Origin of the sequence: Larkinella humicola, from assembly GCF_008727875.1 — a bacterium.
In the GTDB taxonomy this organism is placed as follows: domain Bacteria; phylum Bacteroidota; class Bacteroidia; order Cytophagales; family Spirosomataceae; genus Larkinella; species Larkinella humicola.
Window position 1 is genome coordinate 162243 of the sequence record NZ_VTWS01000012.1, and the last position, 23513, is coordinate 185755.

At 53.2% G+C, this 23513-nt stretch carries 23 protein-coding genes; 13 read left to right on the top strand and 10 right to left on the bottom strand.

From position 1 onward, the window contains the following. The first annotated feature begins 5 nt into the window (after positions 1-5). From F0P93_RS29940 to F0P93_RS29950, 3 genes are read left to right on the top strand one after another with little or no spacing between them, the layout of a single operon-like run. The gene (locus F0P93_RS29940; protein ID WP_150881469.1) at positions 6-536 is read left to right on the top strand and encodes a hypothetical protein; all 531 of its coding nucleotides are present in this window, start codon (positions 6-8) and stop codon (positions 534-536) included. Continuing rightward, a complete protein-coding gene (locus F0P93_RS29945) occupies positions 533-1606 on the top strand; it encodes a phosphotransferase (protein ID WP_150881470.1) in 1074 nt (357 codons plus the stop codon). Before F0P93_RS29940 ends, F0P93_RS29945 begins: the two co-directional genes overlap by 4 nt. Then, positions 1603-3453: a T3SS effector HopA1 family protein gene (locus F0P93_RS29950; protein ID WP_150881471.1), complete on the top strand. Its 1851-nt coding sequence runs from the start codon at positions 1603-1605 to the stop codon at positions 3451-3453. Before F0P93_RS29945 ends, F0P93_RS29950 begins: the two co-directional genes overlap by 4 nt. Here the strand turns inward: F0P93_RS29950 and F0P93_RS29955 are convergent. Next, a complete protein-coding gene (locus tag F0P93_RS29955) occupies positions 3425-5344 on the bottom strand; it encodes a tetratricopeptide repeat-containing sensor histidine kinase (protein ID WP_150881472.1) in 1920 nt (639 codons plus the stop codon). The two genes, F0P93_RS29950 and F0P93_RS29955, sit on opposite strands and share 29 nt — an antisense overlap. 297 nt (positions 5345-5641) lie before the next feature. Between F0P93_RS29955 and F0P93_RS29960 the strand changes: the two genes are divergently transcribed. Then, on the top strand, positions 5642-6397 hold the full coding sequence (locus F0P93_RS29960) for a sensor histidine kinase (RefSeq protein ID WP_150881473.1): 756 nt from the start codon (positions 5642-5644) through the stop codon (positions 6395-6397). A 10-nt stretch (positions 6398-6407) separates the two neighbouring features. Here the strand turns inward: F0P93_RS29960 and F0P93_RS29965 are convergent, their stop codons facing one another. Both F0P93_RS29965 and F0P93_RS29970 read right to left on the bottom strand, forming a co-directional pair. Further along, complete coding sequence (locus tag F0P93_RS29965; RefSeq protein WP_150881474.1) at positions 6408-7493, bottom strand: ComEC/Rec2 family competence protein; 1086 nt, start codon at positions 7491-7493, stop codon at positions 6408-6410. A 21-nt stretch (positions 7494-7514) separates the two neighbouring features. Further along, the gene (locus F0P93_RS29970; protein ID WP_150881475.1) at positions 7515-9773 is read right to left on the bottom strand and encodes a S8 family serine peptidase; all 2259 of its coding nucleotides are present in this window, start codon (positions 9771-9773) and stop codon (positions 7515-7517) included. A gap of 304 nt (positions 9774-10077) precedes the next feature. Between F0P93_RS29970 and F0P93_RS29975 the strand changes: the two genes are divergently transcribed. Then, complete coding sequence (locus tag F0P93_RS29975; RefSeq protein WP_150881476.1) at positions 10078-11133, top strand: alpha-hydroxy acid oxidase; 1056 nt, start codon at positions 10078-10080, stop codon at positions 11131-11133. A gap of 32 nt (positions 11134-11165) precedes the next feature. Here the strand turns inward: F0P93_RS29975 and ygiD are convergent, their stop codons facing one another. From ygiD to F0P93_RS30010, 7 genes are all read right to left on the bottom strand, one after another. Continuing rightward, the gene (gene ygiD / locus F0P93_RS29980) at positions 11166-11999 is read right to left on the bottom strand and encodes a 4,5-DOPA-extradiol-dioxygenase (RefSeq protein WP_150881477.1); all 834 of its coding nucleotides are present in this window, start codon (positions 11997-11999) and stop codon (positions 11166-11168) included. A gap of 123 nt (positions 12000-12122) precedes the next feature. After that, positions 12123-12704, bottom strand: coding sequence for a Crp/Fnr family transcriptional regulator (locus F0P93_RS29985; protein WP_150881478.1), 582 nt, complete (start codon positions 12702-12704; stop codon positions 12123-12125). Positions 12705-12745: 41 nt separating this feature from the next. Further along, complete coding sequence (locus F0P93_RS29990; protein ID WP_150881479.1) at positions 12746-13642, bottom strand: pirin family protein; 897 nt, start codon at positions 13640-13642, stop codon at positions 12746-12748. Positions 13643-13692: 50 nt separating this feature from the next. Further along, positions 13693-14196, bottom strand: a complete 504-nt coding sequence (locus F0P93_RS29995; protein ID WP_150881480.1) for a hypothetical protein — start codon at positions 14194-14196, stop codon at positions 13693-13695. A 124-nt stretch (positions 14197-14320) separates the two neighbouring features. Beyond that, positions 14321-15565: a sugar MFS transporter gene (locus F0P93_RS30000; protein WP_138989349.1), complete on the bottom strand. Its 1245-nt coding sequence runs from the start codon at positions 15563-15565 to the stop codon at positions 14321-14323. 251 nt (positions 15566-15816) lie between these two features. Beyond that, positions 15817-16959 carry a S1 family peptidase gene (locus F0P93_RS30005; RefSeq protein ID WP_150881481.1) on the bottom strand — a complete coding sequence of 381 codons (1143 nt, stop codon included), beginning with the start codon at positions 16957-16959 and terminating at the stop codon, positions 15817-15819. Position 16960: 1 nt separating this feature from the next. Then, on the bottom strand, positions 16961-17536 hold the full coding sequence (locus F0P93_RS30010) for an RNA polymerase sigma factor (RefSeq protein ID WP_150881482.1): 576 nt from the start codon (positions 17534-17536) through the stop codon (positions 16961-16963). A gap of 142 nt (positions 17537-17678) precedes the next feature. On the opposite strand from F0P93_RS30010, the gene F0P93_RS30015 reads away from it, so the two are divergent. The 8 genes from F0P93_RS30015 (at position 17679) to F0P93_RS30050 (ending at position 23378) form a co-directional block, all read left to right on the top strand. Next, positions 17679-17864: a hypothetical protein gene (locus F0P93_RS30015; protein WP_114405693.1), complete on the top strand. Its 186-nt coding sequence runs from the start codon at positions 17679-17681 to the stop codon at positions 17862-17864. Between the two features lie 178 nt (positions 17865-18042). Next, complete coding sequence (locus F0P93_RS30020) at positions 18043-18903, top strand: heme/hemin ABC transporter substrate-binding protein (RefSeq protein WP_150881483.1); 861 nt, start codon at positions 18043-18045, stop codon at positions 18901-18903. Between the two features lie 20 nt (positions 18904-18923). Further along, positions 18924-20027: a FecCD family ABC transporter permease gene (locus F0P93_RS30025; RefSeq protein ID WP_150881484.1), complete on the top strand. Its 1104-nt coding sequence runs from the start codon at positions 18924-18926 to the stop codon at positions 20025-20027. A gap of 158 nt (positions 20028-20185) precedes the next feature. Then, entirely contained in the window at positions 20186-21025 is an 840-nt protein-coding gene (locus tag F0P93_RS30030; RefSeq protein ID WP_150881485.1) for a heme ABC transporter ATP-binding protein, read from the top strand. 12 nt (positions 21026-21037) lie between these two features. Next, positions 21038-22078, top strand: coding sequence for a hemin-degrading factor (locus tag F0P93_RS30035; protein WP_150881486.1), 1041 nt, complete (start codon positions 21038-21040; stop codon positions 22076-22078). Continuing rightward, the gene (locus F0P93_RS30040; RefSeq protein ID WP_150881487.1) at positions 22078-22305 is read left to right on the top strand and encodes a hypothetical protein; all 228 of its coding nucleotides are present in this window, start codon (positions 22078-22080) and stop codon (positions 22303-22305) included. The genes F0P93_RS30035 and F0P93_RS30040 overlap by 1 nt, the downstream gene beginning before the upstream one ends. Before the next feature lie 51 nt (positions 22306-22356). Further along, a complete protein-coding gene (locus F0P93_RS30045; RefSeq protein WP_150881488.1) occupies positions 22357-22956 on the top strand; it encodes an HmuY family protein in 600 nt (199 codons plus the stop codon). Positions 22957-23021: 65 nt separating this feature from the next. Beyond that, the gene (locus F0P93_RS30050; RefSeq protein WP_150881489.1) at positions 23022-23378 is read left to right on the top strand and encodes a DUF6686 family protein; all 357 of its coding nucleotides are present in this window, start codon (positions 23022-23024) and stop codon (positions 23376-23378) included. Positions 23379-23513 lie beyond the last annotated feature (135 nt).

The following is a 23513-nucleotide window of genomic DNA, read 5'->3' on the forward strand; positions in this document are numbered from 1 at the left end:
CCCTCATGCCGATGGAAAGTCTACAGTTATCTTCTGACATTACTCTCGAAATGTACATTGAATTTCACAAGAAGCAATTTGGCGTTGATAAAACGGCGGATGACTTCGTCAAAGATGCTTTCAAAGCGGTTATTCGCGAAGGGTGGATTGTGGCCGCCGACCCCCTTTCCGATATTCATGAAATTCGGCAGACCGGGAAATTTGAAGATTCTTTCAGCCAGAATTTTTCGTCCGGCAAGCGTTTTGCGGCTCTTTTTCTCGCAAACAAGTTCCTGAAAAAAGTATTGTATTTTGAGTGGAAGAGCGAAAACGTCTTCTATTGTCCACCGGGGCAAACGATTGCGGATGCCGCTGCAAACCCCAACAGTCTGGGGTTTGCCAACTACCTGCTGACCAATACGCCGTTTATTTATAGTGATGATGCCGCCCAACAATGGGCATCACAATCCTTTGAGCCCATTGGTGAAATTTTAGGGCAGTTTCGGATTGCCGGCACCACATCAACGAACCACAGTAACGCTCCGCTGATCCTATGATTGCGCTGACGGGCTATACCATCTTCCATTACCTTCTGAATCGCCGGTTAGTGCAGCTTGAGGAGTTATTTACCGGTGAGGTGGTGATGGTGGACAATCCATTTCCATCAACCCGAAATGCCAATTTTGTGGTTTGTCGGCCTACTGGATCCAATTTTTTTGTGAAACAGCCCCGGCATCTCAATGAAGTATCGGAAGGCCAGAGTGAGCTTCGGTTTTACCAATTGGTGGGAGAAGCGGACCGGAAATTGGATGAACATTGCCTGCGGGCCGTGGAGCCGATCGACACGCGAAACCGGATCCTCATTCTGGAATATTCGGATTTGAAGATTACGTTCGAGGAACTGGTGGTGCAAATCCCCTCTCCGTTCCGGGGTAATCTGTTAAAGGAGCCAACCCGCCAGCTTGGTCAGCTTCTGGCGGGACTACGTGACAAGCTGATGCTAAACAAAGGGAATAACCCGATTCCGGGTCACCGTTTTGGTACATTTGTCCCCTGGTTGCTGAAACTGGGCGATCAGGAAGTGCAGCAAATCGGGCAGGCGAATAACCTCTATTTGTCGGCCTTTGGGCGATTTATCAAGCAGCATAAAGCACTTTTGGCTTCCCTGTTGGCAAACTGGCAATCTACTCACTTGATCAATACGGACGTTTGCTGGCGGAATATTCTCACACCACGAGCGGATGACACCGCAATTCCGCCGTATGTTTTGATCGATTGGGAGTTTGCCAGTGTCGGGGATCCACTATGGGAAATTGTCAGTTTAGCGGCCGATTATTTGCTGGCGCGTTTTCGTACGGTCAGTACGTCTGACGAAGCCAGCCTTTCGAATGGGCAATACCTTGGGTTGATCCCCGTACTGCTTCATTCTTCGATGAACTTTTTTGAGCAGCTCCCTACTGAACGCCGAAAAGTGATTCAACTTCTGGGTATTCTCTTGCTTCAGAAATATTTTCGGTGGGCGGTCGAAGGCTCGTTGGATAAATTAACAAACTTCCCGGAAGTGTTTACCTATGCCCAGCGGTGTCTTACTCAGCCTGAATCCGTAATCCTTGAATTTAACCCATGAACAGGAACGCCATGATGACTGAAAAGTCAACCGAAAACGGCACCCTGGAAGCCATTGAACGGATTGTTCGTTCGATTCGGGTTTCGGAAAACCGACAACGCCTTTTCCTGGATGGGCAGGACCAGACCGATCTCATTGGTCGGAAAATGCTTGAAGAGGGGTACATCTTTGATACATCGGATCTGAGAGCCTTACTTCAGGTATGGATTTACCGATTGCACTACATCCGTCCGGGTCAACCACCCATCGACGAGCCAACAGACATTGATCGCTTTACCTATGCCGATACGGGAATCAAATTTGACTTCTGGAATACCGGAAGCTGGCGGTATACGACCGGATCGAGCCGCCCCAGCCGGTTTTCGAATGAAGTGGTGTTGCTGAAAGGAAGCAAGGCGCGGTGGGTCAGCGGGGGGCAATATTTTGAAACCGGTATCGCCAAAGAGTCAGGCTGGATCGTACTGGAATCGAACGAACCAACGCATCAATTTGGATCGCTTTCAGACGGCGTAAAATTCAATTGGGTATATGGTCGGCATCTGTCGGATGACGATGACCGGGGTTTTATACGGTTTTATTTTAACTTAAAACCCACGAAGGCGGCAGCGGCCTGTCTGGTGCGTGAAATCCAGAACTGCTTCAACCTGCATGAAGTTCCGTTCATCCTGAAATTCATCGGAGATCCGGAAAAATGCGACCGGGCCGATTCGTCAGTGCTTTACACCGATCATCGATACCTCAATCTGGTGACTGTTCTGTTGCAGAATATTTACCTGGAATTGCATCGAAATTCCGCTTTGCGGGAAAATGTCCCCCTCTTTACCCGGCAACTGGCACCGGGGCTGGGTGTGGCCGAAGAGCCGGATACCGGCACCAGCTTTGGCCTGGATCGGTCCTTTCAGCTAGCTGATGCCTTGATAGCGGTCGGTACACATCCGGAAACCGAAATCAGGAAAAACGCGGTCCTGGATTTTTTGCGGGCAAAAGAATTTGATCCGAACCATTTCTATAAAAACCCTTCGTCTCCCGTTCAATTCCAGTTTCTGTTCGACCATTTTGAAGAACTTGACCGGGTAGCCCGTGGTGAGGCTGGACCGGGTGGGGAAGATGATGGATTTAGGGTAGTCAGGTTTCGTCTGATCGATGAAACCGACTGGTTTGGCCAGCCCGGCTTCAGCCGAAAACCGTATTTGCTGGCGGCCTTGCGAATTGCCATTCAATTGTGCCGGGAGGCCATCTGGTATTACGATGATCGTACCGGGAACTGGTCGTGTAACTGGCTTACCTACCGACCAACTCCCGATCGGAAAAACGTCACATACCGGCTTCTGGATGATTCATTCGAAGAGGGGGTCAGCGGTATTCGATTTTTTTTGAATACCGTTTTGATAAAATGCTACCAGTCTGAATTGCTGGCGTTTGTGATCGCGAACGCCCGACCCGCAGGTTCCGCTTTTGAGAGCTTGGAAGGCCTTGCTGAACCTGTCTGGACGTTAAAAGACCCGGATCTTGAACAGGGGTTAAAGGTCGTATTTGAAAAGCCGGTGCAGAACCCTGGCACAAGTCAACATAACCTGAACGGTACGGTTTTTATTTCCTCCAAAGAAGTGAAAGAGGTTCAAAATGGGATGAGCAACGATTTGCCGGATGAAAAAGTGGCCGATGCCCTCATCGAGCGCTATCTGAATCAGGGCAGACCCTTGGGGAACGGATATGGAGAGAGTGAACCGGAGCGGTCAGATCTTTTCTGTCCCAATTTTCGGTTCGGTCTGGCCGGATTGGGTTATTATTTCCTTCGCGTGTATGATCCACGGCAATTCAAACCCATTGCTCTTTCGAAACCGTGAGCGTGATGATTGTTCCGGACGGGTTGGCGGAGGTGAGGTGGAGGTCTCCCGGAATGGCTGCCGCCCGCTCCCGGATGTTTTTCAGGCCTATTCCATTGGAAAGCAGGTCTGATCGGATCCCGAGGCCGTTATCGGAAACACGAAGGGTGATGAACTCATCCGTCACCAAAATGCTAACCTGACCGGCCGAAGCTTTGGCGTGTTTCAAAATGTTGGTGATTAGCTCCCGGCTAATGCTGTAGACTTCCATCTCCTGCTTTTTGCCCAATAAGCCTCTGCGGTAGTTTGATTCGAATAAAAGCACGATTCGTCCACTCCGGTTTAAATCCGCTACCTGGGTTTCAATGGCTGCGGACAGCCCCAGTTTTTCTAACTCGGGGGGCATTAAATTGTGGGAGATGGAACGAACATCCAGATACGCCTGGTTGAGCGTGGAGACCAGGTTCGTGTAGATTTGCTGCTCCTGAGAAGTAAGGTTTTCGACTTCAAAACCGGTTAGCTGCCATTTTAAAGCCGCCAGGGTACTGCCCAGGTTGTCATGCAATTCGGACGCGACCCGTTTGCGCTCAATCGACTGGCCATTGTAATAGGCTTCCTGAATCTCCCGGTTTTTACGAACCAGTTCGGTGTTGGCTTCGGTTAATTCGGAGGTTCGCAGCAAAACGCGTTCTTCGAGCGTACTGTTGAGGTTGTTAAGGTCTTGAATGGAGGCTGCGAGCTGATGTTGAACCTGGAGAATCTGCCGGTTTTTTTTGTTAAGAATATAGTTGTTTGAGATCAGTAAACCAATAAAGAGCAGGAAAATAACAATGCTCCCAACCAGCATAACCTGTTCGACATCTTTTTGGGCCAGGTTACTATTCAACCGATCGACCCGAATTTTATTCTTTTCGTTTTCATACTCGAAACGCAGCGCATTGATTTGCTTTTTCTGCATATCATTTCTGTCTTTTGCCTGGATGGTTGTCAGTTCTTCGTGATGAGCAAGGGCAGACCGGTAATTTTCAGTGGCCTTATAGCCTAGATAAAGAACGTCATGTAGTTCGATCATCGCATTACTCATTAAACCCGTGTTGCGACGGTAGGCTTTCTTTGCCAGGTTCAGTGCCTGTCTGGTATTGCCTTGCAGGAGCAAAATTCGGGCCTTTTGAGTGTCGGCAAACGTAACTTCGTTAGCATCTTGCTGCTTTAATTTTCGAAACAAGTCAAGATACATCAGCGCTTGGGTATACTGCTTTTTTTGCCGGTAACAGGCGGATAAATTAATGAGGCAATACCCTTCCACTTCCATGAAATACGGGGAGCGGTTCTTCTGCAAGCACAAATTAAAAAATGAAATGGCCTTGTCGTAGGCAGCTAGTTGATACTGAATAAGGCCAATATTATTGATGCAAACCAAATGGCGCAGGGTATCGCCAGCTTCCAGTAAAACCGGCATAGCCGCTTTATAATAGGCCATCGCTTTTCCAGTGGCATTGAGATTCAGGTAATTGTCTGCTAGAAACCGCAGTGCAAAACCCCTGTACGATTTGTTGTTTAATTCCTCGGCGATGTGAAGCCCCCGCAAAAGGTGTTCGCAGGCCCGGTAATAATAGCCCTTGCGGCCGGAATAATAACCGTAATAACAATTGGCGATCATGAGTCCCCGGTTCCATTTCTGTTTTTCGGCCAGCCCGATAGCCTGCTGGAAAAGGGCCAGCGCGGTGTCGTCCTGCATGGCGAGCTTTCCCCATTCGCAGAGCAGTTTTATCCGCGCCGTATCGGTTTCGAATGAATGAATACCGGAGGGAATCTGCGCCAGCATTTTACGTAAACTATCCACCGGACTAAAGGCAAATGCGTCTGCCAATGAAAGAAACGAAAAAAGAAAGGCCAGAGAGAAATGACGCATGGACAGGATGGGTTTCCGGTGTAAACAAGCTGCTGCTTATGACGAATCGTTGAGCGGGAATTCCCGGGAAAATACGGGAATTATCCCCTTGAATCTACAAAGAACGAACGGCAAATTTACCAATTCAGATCACGGTTTTCTCGTAAAATGGTATCGAAAGGTACTGACCTTCGTTGAGCTAAACAATTGAAAATATGGTGAATCTATTTGGGGAGGCTGAGGCATATAACAACCCTGGCCTTTATGGTTTTTGAAAATGGATATCTGCTGGTTTTTATAGTAATTACAGGGGCGATCATGATCGGTCTCTGCCTGGTATTGGTTCGGCAAAGACAGTTTCTGAGCCAGCTCAGCCATCGGTTACGACAAGAATCCCTCGACCGGGAAAGCCTGGCCTCCCGACTGGCCATGCAGCAGGTGCTGTTACAGGAAACGGCTGACGAACTCCACGAAAACGTCGGGCAATTGCTAACCGTGACCCAATTGGTCATCTACACCATCGAAGAGAAAATAGGCGATTCATCTACTACGCACGATTTCAAGAAAGCCTTCGATTCGCTTCAGACCAGCATCCAGGCGGTTCGGGGCGTTTCGAACACCCTGGTGAATGGCCGGAACCCGGATCTGTGGGAAGGGTTGAAACAGATCTGTGATCGCATCCGCCAATCAGGCCCGTTTGAGGTCGAGCTCACCCGGCATGGCCCAACCCGGCCCATTCCGCACCGGGCCGAACCGATTGTGCTCCACCTGATCCAGGAACTCGCCAAAACGGTTCTGGAAAAATCGGGAGGACCCAAACTGACGATCCGGTTAAAGTACGTTCTGTCATCGTTGTATATCACGCTGCGTGATGATGACTACGGGCTTACCCGTGCTGCGAAGCCGGGCGGGAGTCAGGAAGGAGTTTCGGCTGTAATCCAAACGATAAACCGGAAAATGGCCCTGCTGGGTGGCCGATGCCTGATGAGCCGCGAAGAAGGAAAAGGAACGTGGGTCGTTATTCGGCTTCCGACGGAGTTCGCTGAAACCAAACCGGCTTCCGTCGGGCCATGAACGGGCCGCACTAAACCACCATCGAATGCGCTCCGGGGGGCATAAACCGGATCTGGTACGTATTTTCGTTCTGCGGAAAATCGTCCAGAAATTGCTGGATAAGGGGCGTATGGTTTGACAAAACCAGTTCGATGGGTCGTTGCTGAACCGTTGCTGCCGTAACGATCCATTTCAGGGTGTCGTAATCCGGGTTGCCGTGTTTTCCATTGGCCGAAATGACGTATTGCCTGGCCCGCACCTTCCGGAAAAAATCCAGCGTTACGTTGCGGTCGCTGCCGTGGTGGGGGACTTTCAGCACATCGATATCAATGGAGCCGTCAGGCTGCAACAAGCGGGTCTGCTTCAGGCCCTGCAACAGGTGATCGCCCCGGGCGTCGCCGGTCAGCAGCACCCGAACGCCGTTCGATTCGGCCAGCAGACAGATGCTGCTCAGGTTCGGAATGCTTTCGTCGGCCATCGCAAAACTTTCGATGTCGGCGGAGGCAACCGCTTCTTCCTGTTTGTCGAGCCACTTTTGCCATTCTTTTCGCAGTTCGGTCAGGTTCCGGGCGGTGGGGCCAACCACCGTGAGCGTAATACCGCCGATTTGCAGCTTGAAGGGGTTGCCCGTGGCTTTGAGCAGGCCGTTTGGCACATTGGGGTTAATCGGAATGTTCAGTTGCTGCGCCCGGGTTCGCAGTTTGTTGCCCTGATTGATGGATTGAATCGTTACTTCTTCGGTATTTGCCATGCGGACGCCCTGCATGCCCGCTTGCTGAAAAACCGCACTGACGCGAACGGCAATGGCGTTATTCTGCCCGATGGCTTTGTCGAAACTGTTAAACCAGAGTTGCGAAATTGGAATTTGAGGGCGTTGCAGCAATTCCGAAAACAGGTCCAGTAAGCCCACGATGTGGTCGCCGTCGACGTGGCTCAACACCACCAGATCGAGCTGCCCGCCCCGTTGCTTGATGGCGTCCAGTTCCCCGCTGAGGTGATCGTCATACGTCCGTTCCGGCCCGCCATCGATCAGGATGTAACGGATAACGCCGTCAGCGTCCGGGGTTTCTAAAATCAAACAGTCGCCGAATTCGGCCTGAATCATGCGAAATACCATCGTTTTGAGGAAAAAACCGGGTTAAATACGTCCGAAATTCTGAATGGAAGGGGCCGTTAGCACCAGCGCAAAATCCTGCGAAATCGGTTTGGGAATGTTATAGGCACTGACCTTGATCAGATACCGCCCCGGCTGCGCAGCCTCCAGCCGAATGACCTCCACATTGTTTTTCCGATCCGGCGTTTTCAGCAACTGATTGGCCACGGCGTCCTGGTTGCCAACCCATTTGGTGGCAGGCCCGGCCGCCGGGCGGTGTTCCAGCGTCAGATCCAGGTCGTTTTGCAGAGAGCGGCCGGGAGAATCCGTGTAGACCAGGCACAATCGCAGCCAGCTTGCGGCCGGGAGGTTAAACGCAAACTGAAACCGCTGGCCGGTTCTTACAAACCGGAGCAGGGGATCGTTTTTCCAGGAATCGATAAAAACCAGATCAAACGTTTCGGCAGCGTTCGGAATGGTCCGGCCCATATCGATGCCGCCAAAACCCTGGTGAAAATTGGGCAGGGTAGGGTGTTCGGCCACGGCGCTTCGGCCCGTCAGCCATTTGGTGCCGTTGACGAGCGTGGCCCGGAGCAGCGCGGCACTGGGTTCGGCCAGGTTCCGGTCTTCGATGTAATACTGACGAACCAGCGCGGCACAACCCGCCACGAGGGGGGAGGCCATGCTGGTGCCGCCGTTGTAGGCGTATTCCGGGCGGGTGTCGGGTCCCCAAAAGTTCCGGAGGGGGGCCAGTCTGGATTTGGCCGAAACGATGTCGGTTCCGGGGGCCACCACATCGGGCTTGATCCGCTCGTCGTCGCACGGCCCCCGGCTGCTGAACTCGGCCACGGAGGTGGGGTCGCCCGACACGGTTTCGGACGAACTGGGGTTGACCGGAAAGGACCCGCTCCAGACATTGCCGTAGGTGAGCGCTGCGAGTCCGCCTGTGGTGCGGTTACTGCGGCTGGCACCCACTGTCAGGGCATTTTTGGCGGTGGCTGGCGATCCTACTGAAAGCCAGTCGGTAAAACCGGGCTGCACCCGCTGGCTGGTCCCAGACGCATCGCCGTCGTTACCGGCCGCAATGACAATGAGCATATCCCGGTTTTGATCGACGTACTCGTCCACCTCGTTGGAATTGAAGGTATACCGGGCTTCGGTATTGGCACCCCAACTGTTGTTGTGAATCCGCGCTCCCTGGCGGTAGGCTTCCTCAAACAGATCGGCAAGGTTGAGCGGCAAACCGCCTAATTCGCCCCGCGCATCGAGCAGGGACTGGAAAAAGAGGGAAGCTCCGGGGGCCGTTCCCCGTATGACTCCGCCCGACGCCGATCCATCACCGGCTACTGACCCGGCTACGTGGGTTCCGTGGCCGTTCGGGTCGGAATGATCACCGGGCCGCCCCAGGCCCACCGCTCCGATCAGTCGATTGACCAGATCCGGGTGCGTGTCGTCGATACCGGTATCCGCTACCCCCACAATCTGACCGGTTCCGGTTTGGAAAAGGTTGGTGGTCGTCAGCCCCGGTGGCACGGGTGCGTTGTCGATCCGGAGCAACTGACGAGCCGCGTCGTTGAAGAGTTTTGGGAGCGTATATTCTTCAATGTCAAACACTTCCGACATGGATCGGAGGTCGTCGAGCAACGGGTCATCTTCCAGCGCCTGAATGCGAATTTTCCGCCCTTTCGCCTGAACCACCAGTGTATTCCGGTCGCGGAGGGCATCCACCACGATGTCGAGGTCGTCGGGCAAATGGAGCAGGACGTCGTAGGTTTTTATACTACCCAACTGCGGAACGCCCCTGCCGACGCCTTTAGTCGCTGGTTTGCTCTTGACGGCGGGCGTGGCGTAGCGCACCACGTCCGTGACGTACGACTCGTTGCGTAAATCCTGCACCTGCGCAATGGACAGCCGGGCGGAGAACGAATTAGGCGGAAAAAACTCGATCGGGCTGACGTCCAGCACCTGCAGCCGATCCCGCTGGGATTCCAGCAAGGGACCGTTCAGGTACACTTTGTAAAAATCAATGTCGCGCGGAAAATCTTCCGCGTTCTCCACAAAACCGCCCCGGGGCCGGCCAACGGAGAAACTCCCCGCCCGACGCGGATCTCCGTCAACGGCCGGCGGTTCCGAAACCGGGATTTCTTCCACAATCAGACCCTGTTCGCGCAAGGTGGCAATTTGGGTGTCGTCGGCACTGCCAATGACAAAACTCTCGGTTTCTTCGGCCTGGGAGAGCAATTGCCGGGCGGCATTCTGCTCAAACTCATGCATGAAATGAGCAATAACACGTTTGATCGCCATGGCGGTAGGAGGAAGGCTTTAGGGTGAATCAAGGACCTGTCGGGTGTTGATGAAGCGGGGTATTCCGGCCCGCTCTACCAGACAGGAACAGGTGCTAAGGTATCATTCTGAAACCCAGAATCCATCGTCTCGGAAACGGTTTTTACTGAACGGTAAGGTGGGAACCGTTGGCTCGTTTGACTCCGAAATACGGTCCGAAAGGGGTCGAATGAAATGACAGGAGAATTTTGGATAAAAAGCCGGTTTTACGGGTAGAATCGGACCGGAATCCCCATTTATAGGTTGGAAAATCAAGTGAATCCGTATGGAAGAAAGACCGCCCGGTGCCCTGATGCGTGATGTATCAACCCTACTCAATCTGTTCGACTTTGAAGAAAGCGCGGGTGAATGGATGACGAAAATGGCGTACGAATACGTAGCGAGCGGGGCCGCCGATGAACTGACCCTCCGCTGGAACCGGCAGGCGCTGGATGCGATCCGGCTCAACCCGACGGTTTTGACGGATGTGAGCCAACTTGATACCAGCGTCTCGCTTTTTGGAACCCGTCTATCGCATCCCATTCTGATTGCGCCTACGGCCTACCATCGGCTCCTGCACCCCGAAGGTGAACTGGCTACCGTCCGGGGAGCCGGAGCGGCTTCGGCACTGTACGTCGTCAGTTCGTTTACGACCACGCCCCTCGCTGAAATTGCGGAGCGGGTGACGCAGCCGCTCTGGTTTCAGCTTTACGTTCGGGACGACCGGGCGTTTACCAAAGATCTGATTCAGGAAGCGGAAGCCCTGGGCTATCGCGCCCTTTGCATTACGGTGGATACGCCCACGCCCGGCGTCCGGAACCGGGAACACCGGAGCCGATTTAAATTGCCGGACGGCGTGCGCACGCCCCACATGGGCGGGCCGTTGGTCGAGAAAAAACCGCTCACCTGGAAAGACATCGAGTGGATTCAGTCGTTTGCCAGAACACCGGTTTTGCTGAAGGGCATTCTAAACCCGGACGATGCCGAAAAAGCGGTTGAGTCGGGCATTTCGGGCCTCATCGTTTCCAACCACGGTGGCCGCAATCTGGATACCGTACCCGCCACGATCGACGCCCTTCCGCGCATTGCCGAGCGGGTCGACCAGCGAATACCGGTTTTGCTCGATGGCGGCATTCGACGTGGAACGGATGTGCTGAAAGCCATTGCACTGGGTGCCAGCGCGGTTTTGGTTGGTAAACCGATCTGTTACGGCCTGGCCTGCGGAGGAGCTGAGGGCGTGGCCAAAGTGCTGCAAATCCTGCAACATGAACTGGAGCTAGCCATGACACTGACGGGTCGGGCGACTCTCGCCAGCATCGACCGCTCGGTGATCTGGCAATAAGACGGCGGCCCCATTCGACAGACTGCCATTTCTCACCCGATTTTTACCGACGTCATTGTAATCGAACCGGCAACGGCACGGTCATTGAAGAACGAAACGGGGTCTTTACTGCCTTTTAACCCCAGGGTATACAGCAATGGCAGGTAATGTTCCGGCGTTGGAATGGCCAGCATCGCGTCTTTGCCCAGGCCGCTATACTGGATCAGCGGTTTGAAATTACCCTCACTAATCAGGTTCTTGAACTGGTCATTCAGGGAGATAGCCCAGTCGTAGCCGTAGTTCGGAACGTCCATTTTATCCCAGGCCACCATCCGCAGGTTGTGAACCATGTTGCCACTGCCGATGATCAAAACCCCTTTGCTTCGGAGGGCGTAGAGTTCTTTTGCCAAATCATAGTGGTACTGCGGATCTTTGGTGTAGTCGATGCTCAGTTGCAAAACCGGGATTTTAGCGTCCGGATACATGTGTCGAACCACCGTCCAGGTGCCGTGATCCAAGCCCCAGTCGTGGTCCAGTTCCACTCTGGCCGAGTGAAGCAGGGAAACCGTTTCTTTCGCCAGAACCGGATTGCCCGGCGCGGGGTAGTTCACATCGAACAACGCCTGTGGAAAACCGCCGAAATCGTGGATGGTTTTCGGAAAATCCATGGCCGTAATTTTTGTTCCCCGGGTAAACCAGTGGGCCGAAATCACCAGAACCGCCACCGGCGTGGGAATTTCCCTGGCCATCGATTTCCACCGGCGGCTAAACTCATTATCCTGAATCCCGTTCATAGGCGAACCGTGGCCAACAAACAAAACCGGCATCAGTGGTCCTTTTTCCGCCAAACTAGCGGTATATTTTTTAAATTCAGATAAACTGTTCATACTCAGTACACCTGTTAAAACGGTTCTGACAAATTGATTGCGTTTCATAGGGCTTTTGGTTGGCAAAAATACGACCGCAAACCGGTTCAAAACGATGGCTTAGGACAAGAAAAACAGGTTAAATCAATCGTTGGAAGATTTTCGTCCGCGAATGCGGCTCAGGAAAGCGGGGGTGATGCCCAGGTAGGAAGCAATCATGTGCTGAGGTACACGCTGGACAATGTCCGGGTACCGCTGAACAAATTCTTTGTATTTTTCTTCGGCCGACTGACTCATCGCATTCACCAGCCGGCGGTGAGTCGCTACGTAATTGTGCTGGAGAATGAGCCGCAGGTAACGTTCCATTTTGGGGACTGCTTCCACCATCCGCTCGTTGGCTTCCTGATCGAGCAGCAGCAGGTCAGAATCCTCCAGCGCTTCGATGGTGTACTGAGAGGGTTCGCCCGTCAAATTGCTGTACATGTCGGAGGCCCACCAGCCTTCCGGTGCAAACTGCACGGTATGTTCCACCCCTTTTTCATCGACCGTGTAGATCCGCAAAAGCCCTTTGTCAACGAAGGCGCGGTAGTTACTGACCTCGCCTTCTTTCAACAGATACTGCTTTCGGCGCAGTTTTACAGGGACAAAAAAGGTTTTGAGGGAAACAAACTCCTCCTCCGTCAGTTCGACCAGGCGGGTAATGTGGTGGTAAAGGCGGTCAAACATGGCTATACAGAAGCAGCGGGTTTGATTTTCAGGGCTTTGTGTTACGGTTTTTGCTTCAGATTCGGCGTTGCGGGTGGCAGCGGTACCACATCGGTTTCGCCCTCGATCACCGGGAATTCACCCTTCTGCCATTGCAGTTTGGCCTCTTCGATGCGTTCGAGGCTGGTGGCTACAAAATTCCAGTAAATATGACGTGGTTCGGCAAAAGGTTCTCCGCCAAAAATATAAACCGTGCTGTTGGCGTTGATCGTAAATTCGCAAAGCTGGCTGTTTTTGGCCACCAGAATGCGTTTGGGTTCGTAGGTATGGCCTTCGCTTTCGATGCTGCCTTCCAGAATATACAGGCCCGCTTCGCCCATCAGTTCATGGCCAATGGTCAGGGTTTTCGTAGCTGGACTTTTGATTTCCAGAAAGAACAGATCGCTGTAAACCGGCACGGGTGATTTTCGGCCAAAAGCCGTACCTGCAATCAGTTTGTAGGAAACGTCATCGGTTTCCCAGGCCGGTATTTCGTCGGCATTCGCGTGGAAGAACGAAGGCGGCATTTCTTCCAGGTCTTTCGGCAGAGCCACCCAGATTTGCAAACCGTGCAGGCTTTTGTCCGAATGACGCAGGTGTTCCGGGGTTCGTTCCGAATGAACGATGCCTTTTCCGGCCGTCATCCAGTTGACCTGACCAGGGGTGATTTCTACTTCCGTGCCGAGGGTGTCTTTGTGAAAAATGGCTCCGTCGAAGAGATAGGTGAGGGTCGACAGGCCGATGTGTGGATGGGGGCCAATGTCGATGTTCTCGTGATCGCTCAGGTGGGCAGGCCCCATGTGGTCGATGAAAATAAAAGGCCCCACCATTCTCTTTTCGCGAAAGGGGAGGAGCCGGCCGACCAGAAAATGGCCAATATCGGCCGGGCGTTCTTCAATAATGATGGATATGTTCGACATGGGAAACCTACTTAAAAAGACAAAATACGAAACGCGGGTCAACCCGCCCCTCACAGCCGTCGCTCGTGGTGGATCGAAATGCTATACCCGCTATAGTTTCCGGCAATGCCGTTGCCCGAGTCGGCGGGTTTGAAACTGACAACGATTTTATCTTTGTAAAAGATCTGGCGTTCCGTCCATTCCGCACCGGCTACGGTTTCGGCGGGCAGAAAGCCCATTTCGATCAATTCCCGGCGCAAAACCGCCTGCACGGTTTTGGAAGGCTGCTGAAAATTCAGTAAGCCCAGCCGACCGTTGCAAATGTACTGAATCAGGGCCGACGTTTGGGTCAGCGAACTGACGTAAGGAAACGCCTGAAATTCGTAAATACAAGCCGGATTCGCTACACTTTCGGTGCGGTTTTTGAACAAAAATCCTTTTCGGAACAGGCAGGAATCAAACTGGGCGGTTTTCAGGCAGGTCAGGTCGATGAGTTCGCGCATCGTAATTTGCTGGGCGAAAACCGGGCTGCTCAGGAGGAAGAAAAGAAAAATGAAGCGATACCTGCGTGCCATGTCAATTTTTAAGAAGAGGTTACATGATTCGTTTTACAAACAAATAATTTGCCAGACTTTCCTGTAAAGCGAAACGCCAGTCCAGGCTGGCGTTTCGCAATGCAATACCGTTAAAAGGAACTGCTTAAACCGGTTTCGAAAATTTGGAACCGAAGAGGAAAATGACGGCGTAGCAAATAATGGGGAGGTAATAGGCCGCAGCCACATCGTATTCGGCGACGGCACCCATCGCAAACGGAAAGAGTGCCCCACCGCAGACACCCATCGAAATAAACGAAGCCGCCTGTTGGGTGTGCGAACCCAGGTTTTTCAAACCCAGGCTGAAGATGGTCGGGAACATGATGCTGAAAAAGAAGTTCAGCATCAGCAGCGCGATGAAAGAAGGCCATCCCCAGCTTTGGGCGATGATGAGACACATGACAATGTTGCTGGCGGCAAAGATCGCCAGCAGCGAATGGGGAGCGATAAATCGCATCAGGAAAGTGCCAACAAACCGTCCGGCTAGCATGAGACCCATAAACAAAACCATGTAGTTTCCGGCGGTTTCATCGGAAAAACCCATTTTTTCGTGGCCGTAGTTAATGAAAAACGCCCAGGTACCGGCTTGTGCCGCAACATTGAAAAACTGGGCAATGACGGCCCAAACGAAATGCCGGTGCTGAAAAAGGCCCTTCCCCGGTTCAATATCCACATTGACAGCTTCCGGATCAACGGCAGCCGCACCGTGCGGGTCGGTCAGCGCGGGGACTTTAACAAACGAAAACAGCACTGCAATCCCGGCGATGACGCTGCCAATAACGATGTAGAGCGTCTTGACCGATGTCAGGTCCGTGCTTCCTTCCGTATTGCCTCTCAGCAGAAAGTAGGCACCGATGGCGGGTCCCATGATGGCCCCCAACGCATTGAATGCCTGGGCAAAATTGATTCGCTGGTCGCTCGTGCGCTGGTCGCCGAGTGAGGCCACAAACGGGTGTGCCACAGTTTCAAGGGTCGAAAGTCCGCAGCCCAGGATGAACAGCGCCAGCCCGAAGTAGGTAAAGGAAGCCGCGTTGGCTGCCGGAACGAACAGAAAGGCACCCGTAGCAAAAAGGCCCAGGCCCAGTAAAACACCGGCTTTGTAGCCAAACCGCTTCATGAAAAGACCGGCGGGAATTCCCATGACAAAATAGGCCCCGAAAATGGCAAACTGGACGAAAGCCGACTGGGTTTTGGTCAGGCTCAGCACATGCTGAAAGTGTTTGTTGAGCACATCGCCCATCGTGATGGCAATGCCCCAGAACATGAACAGGGAGGTGACAAATACGAGGGTAATGAGGTACTTCTTATCGGTGAAAGCCGCGGGCTTTCGGTTGCTGACACTGGCCTGCATAGGAAAGAGTTCGTTTAGATTCGGGTCAAGGGTTGCTAAGACGTCAATTGAAGGGACAAGGTAACGCTTAATTTTAATTTGGTAAATGAAGCCCATAAAAAAGCCGTCCCCTTGCGGAGTCGGCTTTTTTGCTCTTAAATCCCCTGAAGGACGGTCGGCCGCTGCCGGACTTTCAGCATCCATTGGATTCTGTGTCCAAGTCGCCTTCAGGGCCGGGCCGACGTTTCGGATTTAGGGGCTGAATAGCGGACCTATTTTTCGTGCTTAAACACCTTCACCATGTAGACACTCTCCTGAATCTTTTTAATCTGATCCTTCCGCGCCAGTTTGGCGAGACCGTTTTTGCGGCTCATCCGGATCGAACTGTTTTTGAGCGAGTCGGTCGGAATGGCAGAAATGGCCCGGAACAGGTAATCCGTTTTGATGGCAAACGTAGCGCCTTCCGACGAGGTCTGTTTGCCGCTGATGATGCCAATCACATTGCCTTTTTCGTCCAGCAATGGGCCACCAGAGTTTCCGGGATTGACACTAATGGCCACCTGAAACGCTGTGGAGTCGCCCCGATACCCGGTTTGCGAGCTCAGATACCCTTCGCCGTAAACGATTTCTTCCCGTGGAAAACCCAGTGTAAAGACGCGTTCACCGAGATCGGTCGGCCCGGCTTCAAACCCGTAGGGCAGAACGGTTTTCACCCGAAAGGCACTGTCTTCGTGAACCTGCAAAATAGCGAGGTCATATTTACGGTCGGCGTAAACGACTTTGGCTTTATAAATATCCCCGTGCGTGCTTTGGATATACACCGAGTCGGCATCCTGAATGATGTGCGTGTTGGTGACCAGATACCCGTCTGGCGACAGCAGGAAGCCCGAACCGGCCACCTGACCCGGATTGATCTGTAAGGCCCGTTCGCGGGCGTTCAAATCCTGCAAAATCGCATTCTGCGAACGCCGGATGGCCTGCAAATCCCGGCGCATCATGCTGTATTGTTCCTGTTGCTTGTGGCTTGACTGGTATTGCCGCACCAGCATCAGCGTTCCGAAGGTCGTAATGAGCGCAACCGAAGCGGCCACCGCCAGAATGGGGCGGTAGGTTTGCCACAACTGCCGGATCGTTCCGCCGTTGCGGTGCAGTTTCCGGACTTTAGACACCTGGCTGGCTTCGTCCCGAACGGCGTCCATGTCCAAGCGGGCATGAATCCGGTTCAGACGGCTGCGGAAGTCAGTCCGCTGGCCATAATTTTTCAGCGCTTTCGCCAGTTGCTGTTGTTCCAGGGCACGCTGGGCCAAAACCGGGTCTGACCGACGGAGCGTTTCAAATTCCAGCCGTTCCGTTTCCGTCAGCTCGTTCCGAAGCCATTTGTCAATCCAGTCGGTGAATTTCTGGTGGTCAATCATCTTACTCCTCTTTAAAAACTGAAAAGAACAACCGTTTAAGCCGCATCAGACACTTGTATTTCTGTGTTTTGGCATTGTCGGCGTTCGTATAGCCAAATTTTTCGGTAAGGTCCTGCATCGACAGATGGCGGATGTAAAAATCCTCCAGCAACGTCCGGCAGGGTTCTCCTAGGCGGTCGAGCGAATCGGCCATCAGGTCGAACTGGCGGTCACGGGCCTCGTGATCAACCAGATCGTTGTCCACATCGGCCAGGTCTTCAGTATCGATCAGCGAATGGCCGTTTCGACTCCGCTTCGATAACTGCTTGAGCCAGAGTCGGCGACTCACCGAATAGAGATACGTTTTTAACTGGCAATGCAATTCCAGCGAATCCGATGTCACTTTCTCGTACAGCACGATCAGCGTTTCCTGATAAATATCTTTGGCATCGTCTTCGCTGCCGCTGTTATTCTGGATCAGGTGTAATACCATCGGAAAATACCGCCTGTACAGTTCTTCCAGCATCTCGTCCGAACCGTTGGCTAACCCTGCAAGCAGTTGGTCGTCAGATACATGCAAACGGTTGGACTCTGTCATTGGTTCCTTGCATACTTAATACGATTCCGGGTCAAATGTAACCCAAAAATAAATTTTAATTTTTCTGAAAAAAGATGGGTTACCTAATGGCCCTTCCGGTATTAAAGGTGAGATCTAAAAAACTTTTAAACTAACTACTCTCATGAAACGTATCGTTAAATCTGTATTGTTCGTTGCTACAATGGTTTCTTTGGCTGCTGCTTGTCAATCTAAAAAAGCTGAAGATACAACTTCAACGACGGACTCAACTGCAATGTCTTCAGACTCTTCTATGATGTCTGACACGACGATGGCAACTGACAGCATGGCTGCTGATTCAGCAAAATAATTCTACGTTTCTATAACGTACGAAAGCCGCCCAGCAATGGGCGGCTTTTTTGTTTTTAAGCCTGTCAAACCAGTTTTAACACAATTCTAATTTAGACTAGTGAAAAATAAAACAGCTATTCTGTTGTTTATTTAGAAATAGTCTAATTAATTTGTGCTACCCAAACGACTGGTTCAACATGGCGAAGAAACTCTATTGGCTTATCATCATCCTGACGCTCCGTGTAACGACGTTTGCGCAGGGCGTTCCGAAAACCGAGCGGATCGTCTCCCTGAACGGAACCCTGACCGAAATTCTCTGCGATCTGGGGCTGCAAAACCAGTTGGTCGGGGTCGACATCACCAGCACCTATCCGGCGACTATGGAGAAAATTCCGAAAGTGGGCCACAATCGAAACATAGGTGCCGAAGCCGTTCTGGCCCTGCGTCCTACCGTCATCATTGGTGTTCGATCCAACGGAAGCATGGATCTGAAGCCGGAAGTGCTGCAACAATTCAAAAGTGCCGGGGTGAAAACGCTGATTTTTGAGCAGGAAACGAGTGTAAACGGTACCAAAAAACTGATTACGGACGTCGCGAAAGCCTTTGGTGCTTCGGCGAAAGCAGTGGCCCTCTCCCGCAAACTGGATGCCGATCTGGCCAGGGTACGAAAACCGGCTAAAGTCCAGAAAGTACTCTTCATCTATGCTCGTGGCACCGGAACCATGATGGTTTCGGGCCGCAATACTCCCATCGAGAAAATCGTCCAACTGGCGGGGGCGCAGAATGCCTTCAACGACTTCGAAAGCTTTAAACCGCTGACACCGGAAGCCCTGGTGAGTGGGAATCCGGATGTGATTATGCTGTTTACGAGCGGATTGGAAAGCCTGGGCGGGATCGACGGTTTGCTGAAAGTGCAGGGCGTGGCCCAAACCAACGCTGGTCGGAACCGCCGGGTGATTGAAATGGACGGGCAGTTGCTGACCGGTTTTAGCCCCCGACTGGGGCTGGCCGTGCAGGAATTGAGCCGGAAACTCAGTCAGGATGTATCCTTAAAATAAAACGGAATAGACCCACACGGATGCAAACGGATTTGACACCACTCGCAACGACCCAGCCGCTCCCGCAAGCTTCGCAGCCCGGCTTGTCCCGCTCCAAAGGCTGGTGGCTGAACGGCTTGCTGGCCGTCCTGCTGATTGTCGTGATGATCTGGTCGGTGGGCATCGGTGCCGTGTCGATTCCCATTCCGGATGTTTTGGCCATTCTCCTCAAACAGATTGGTTGGGAAGTGGGCGTCGTAGAACCGCAGCAGGAGACGGTTTTGACCGTCATCCGGTTGCCGCGAATCCTGCTGGGCGTGCTGGTGGGGGCCGTGTTGGGCATTTCGGGTGCCGCCATTCAGGGCTTGTTTCGGAACCCGCTGGCGGACCCGGGCCTGATCGGGATTTCGTCGGGCGCATCGGTCATGGCGGTTTTGATGATCGTGTTGCAACTGCGGGTGTTCAGCGATCTGTCGTCGCTATCCGGTTTGTACGCGCTGTCCCTGGCGGCTTTTGCCGGTGCGGTCGGCACAACGCTCCTGGTCTATACCCTGGCTCGTAAAAACGGCCGGACCGTGGTCTCAACAATGTTGCTGGTCGGCGTTGCCATCAATGTTTTTTGCGAAGCCCTGCGCGGACTGATGATGTATCTGGCCGACGACGCTCAGCTTCGGGCGATTTCCTACTGGAGTCTGGGGAGTCTGGGCGGTGCCAGTTGGGAGGTGTTGCAGGTCGCCACGCCCTTTCTGCTGGTGCCGGTTCTGCTGATGCCGCGTCTGAGCAAACCCATGAACGCGTTCGCGCTGGGCGAGAGTCAGGCCGGACACCTCGGTGTGGATGTGTCGAAATTGAAACGGAACGTGGTGATTCTGGCCACGCTCGGTGTGGGGGTCGCGGTGGCGGTTTCGGGCGTCATCGGTTTCATCGGGCTAGTCATTCCGCACCTGATCCGGCTTGTTTCGGGTGCCAACCACCGCACGGTATTGCCCGGTTCCGCTTTGTTGGGAGCCATTGTCTTGACCTTGTCGGATCTCGTTGCCCGAACGCTGGTGGCACCCGCCGAACTGCCCATCGGCATCATTACCGGAATGATCGGCGCGCCAACGTTTCTGTTCATGCTGGTGCGGGGCGCGGGGGGAAAGTAGGTTTTCGGTATACGGTTTTCGCCGGGCGGTCGCTACGGTGGCTGGCCCAAGCAACTATCGAGTTCAGTATAATGCGTCAGCTACCGACCGTAGCGACCGCCCGGCGAAAACCGTATACTGAAAACCGTATTCTGAAAACGAATTAACAACGAAGTTCTATGCTGGAAGCGCAACACATCACCTACCAAATCAACCGGAAAATCCTGCTGGACGACGTGTCGCTGGCGGTAAGGCCGGGTGAACTGGTGGCGGTGGTGGGAGCCAATGGGGCCGGGAAATCAACCTTGCTGAAAACCTTTAGCCGGGAACTGACGCCTACGCAGGGACTGGTGTTGTTGGATAAAAAACCGATCAGGGGATTTTCGGCCCTCGAACTGGCCCGGCGACGGGCGGTTTTGGCCCAGCAAAATCCGCTGGCTTTCGAATTCAGTGTCTACGAGTTAGTGACGATGGGGCGGTATCCACATTTTGAAGGCCATCCGCGGCCTGAAGATCAGGCCATTGTCGCGTATGCCCTGGACCGAACCGGTATCACGCATTTGTCTGGGCGGGCCGTGCCGACGCTGTCGGGCGGGGAGCAGCAACGGGTTCATCTGGCTAAAATACTGGCTCAACTGATGGATGCTGACGAACTGAACCAGCCCGATGCGCCCATTCGCCAACCCAAATACCTGCTGCTCGACGAACCGACCACGGGACTGGATTTTTATTACCAGCACAGTTTGCTGGAAGTCGCCAGTGAGTTGACCCGGCGCGGCTACGGCGTCATCGCCATTCTGCACGACCTCAATCTGGTGATGCAATACGCCGACAAAGTGCTGTTGCTCAAAGAAGGAAAGGCGCTGGCTTTCGGCAAACCGGCTTCCGTTCTGACGACCGATTCCATTTTTAAAGCGTTTCATTTATCCGTTCAAATTATTCACCAGCCGGAACTGGATGGTCCGTTGATCGTTCACACCCGGCAGACTGTTCCTGTTCCCTTTCCTTCTCCAATTTAGCGAACCAAAAACATGACAACAACCGTTCTGGATCTCAAAAAACAGTATGCGGCTTTTAAGGCCGAAAATCCCAAAGTGCGCATTCGCGATGCGGCTAATCAACTGGGTGTCAGCGAAGCCGAACTGGTAGCCACGGGCGTGGGCGAAACCGCCATCCAACTGGAAGGTGATTTTCGCGAACTGCTGAAAGAAGTGCCGACGCTGGGCTACGTTATGGCTCTGACCCGCAACGACAGCGTGGTTCACGAACGAAAAGGCGAATACCTCAACGTGTCGTTCAACGGCCATGTCGGGCTGGTGTTGGGCGAAGACATCGACCTGCGTCTGTTTCTGGCCAACTGGAAGTTCGGGTTTGCCGTCCACGAAAACGACCGCCGGAGTTTGCAGTTTTTTGCCGCAGATGGCGAAGCCGTTCACAAAATTTACCTGACCGACCAAAGCAACGGAGCAGCTTATGATGCCCTGGTTGCGAAGTACCGGTCAGCAGAGCAAACCGGAAATCTGGACCTGGAGCCCAAGCCGGAAGCCGTCGCTGCAACGCCGGATGCGGACATCGACGGGGCGGCTTTTCAGGAATCCTGGCTCAATCTGAAGGATACGCACGAGTTTTTCGGAATGTTGCGGAAACACAAGGTCTCCCGTTTGCAGGCCATGCACCTGGCACCGGAAGGCTATGCACTCCCGATCACGATGGAAGCGGTGAAGCGTGTGTTTGCCGAGGTTTCCAAAAGCGGTTTGCCGATTATGATTTTTGTGGGAAACCGGGGTTGCATCCAGATTCACACGGGTGAAGTCCGGAAACTGGTTGCGATGGGGCCGTGGTTCAACGTGCTCGATCCGCAGTTCAACCTTCACCTGCGGGAAGACCAGGTCGCGTCGGCCTGGGTCGTGAAAAAGCCCACGACCGACGGCATTGTCACCAGCCTGGAATTATACGACGCGGAAGGCAATCAGATTGCGCTGATTTTTGGCAAAAGGAAACCCGGTATTCCCGAAAAAACCGAATGGCGCGACGTCATCGCGCAAACGGCGCTGGCAGGGGCCACACACTGATGAACGTACTGGTCTTTCGAACGAACATCAATTCCGGGCAGAGGCTGCACAAAGCGGCTTGCCGGTTGTGTAAACTCCGGGGCATTTGCCGGTGGAGCGTCGATATGGAAGACCGTGACTGTGTGCTGCGGATCGAGGCCCCGGAAGATTTGTTGATCCCCCTGGATGAACAGGTCGTGATCCGCCTGTTGACCAAAGCCGGCATCGCATGTGAAGTGTTGTCCTGATCTAAAAACCGGTAAATCACCACACTACTCAGTAAAACCGTACCTCTGAAAATGAATTCTTTAACGATCGCAAAGTTGCTTCTGGGTGCCGTGTTGTTGCACCCATCCGTTCAGGCACAATCAGTAAAAGTCGATACCGTCCATGATTTGCCCGCCGATCCGGCCAGCAACGACCCGCAGTCGGGCCGACCGATGGGCTCGACCAACCGGTTTACGTTTTTCAGTTTTAAAGAGGGCAAACAGGTCCCCAACAGCGATTCCGCGACGGTGAAATGGGACATCGGTTTTCGGGCGACGACCCTCATTGTGAATGGCGGAACCGGGCGGGCGGGTCAGGGGGGTGCGTATGTGCATACCGGAACGTTCGAAAGCCTGACGGTGGTACCGGAAAACGCAGCCTTTGCTGTCGATGACAATGCCAGCAAACTGGCGATTCCGACCGGTTCGGGAAATGGCTGGTATACCTACGGCGGTGGTGTAATTGCCCCGACGGCCGATAAAGTGCTCGTGATCCGCACCGGCGATGGCAAATACGCCAAAGTGGAAATTCTGGGCTATTACAAAGGTGGGCCGGACGGACCGGGAAGCGAAAGCCGGTATTACACCTTTCGTTATGCGTACCAGCCTGATGGCAGCAAAAAAATCCAGTAACCAGTACTCTATCCACATCATCCGGCGGTTGTAATTGTAACTCCGCCGGTTTTATCGACATTGTTATGGCTGCCCGCGATGCCCGTTTTATCACACTAGCCCAAACCGAACACGGCGAGATTCACCTCTGCCGGGGTTGCAAAGCCAACCTCAGTTTTCGGTTCAACAACATCTTCCAGATCATGTCACCGGGCGAGTTTCAGCAATTATTCCGGCACGTCGAGTCGATCGACATCGACGGTTTTTTTGCCCGGCACCCGACGGATTCCGCCGGTGAGATTCGGCGGCTTTACCTCGGCACAACCGTTGAACCCCTGTATTTCTGCTTTACCAGAATCGAACTGGAACACTTGAAAGGCATCCTGCACAACGCCATGGCGCGGATGAATACGCTGGAAAAAGCCTGGACGGAGCTAAATTAACGCGAACTATGAGATGATGCCCTTGCCTAACCGTAGTTTGAGTGCCAGCGGCACGTAATGTTAATAGCAAATGCGTATTCTGAGCACTCCAGGCGTGCCGGAGGTACGCAACTAAGCCTATATCGCGTACCTCCG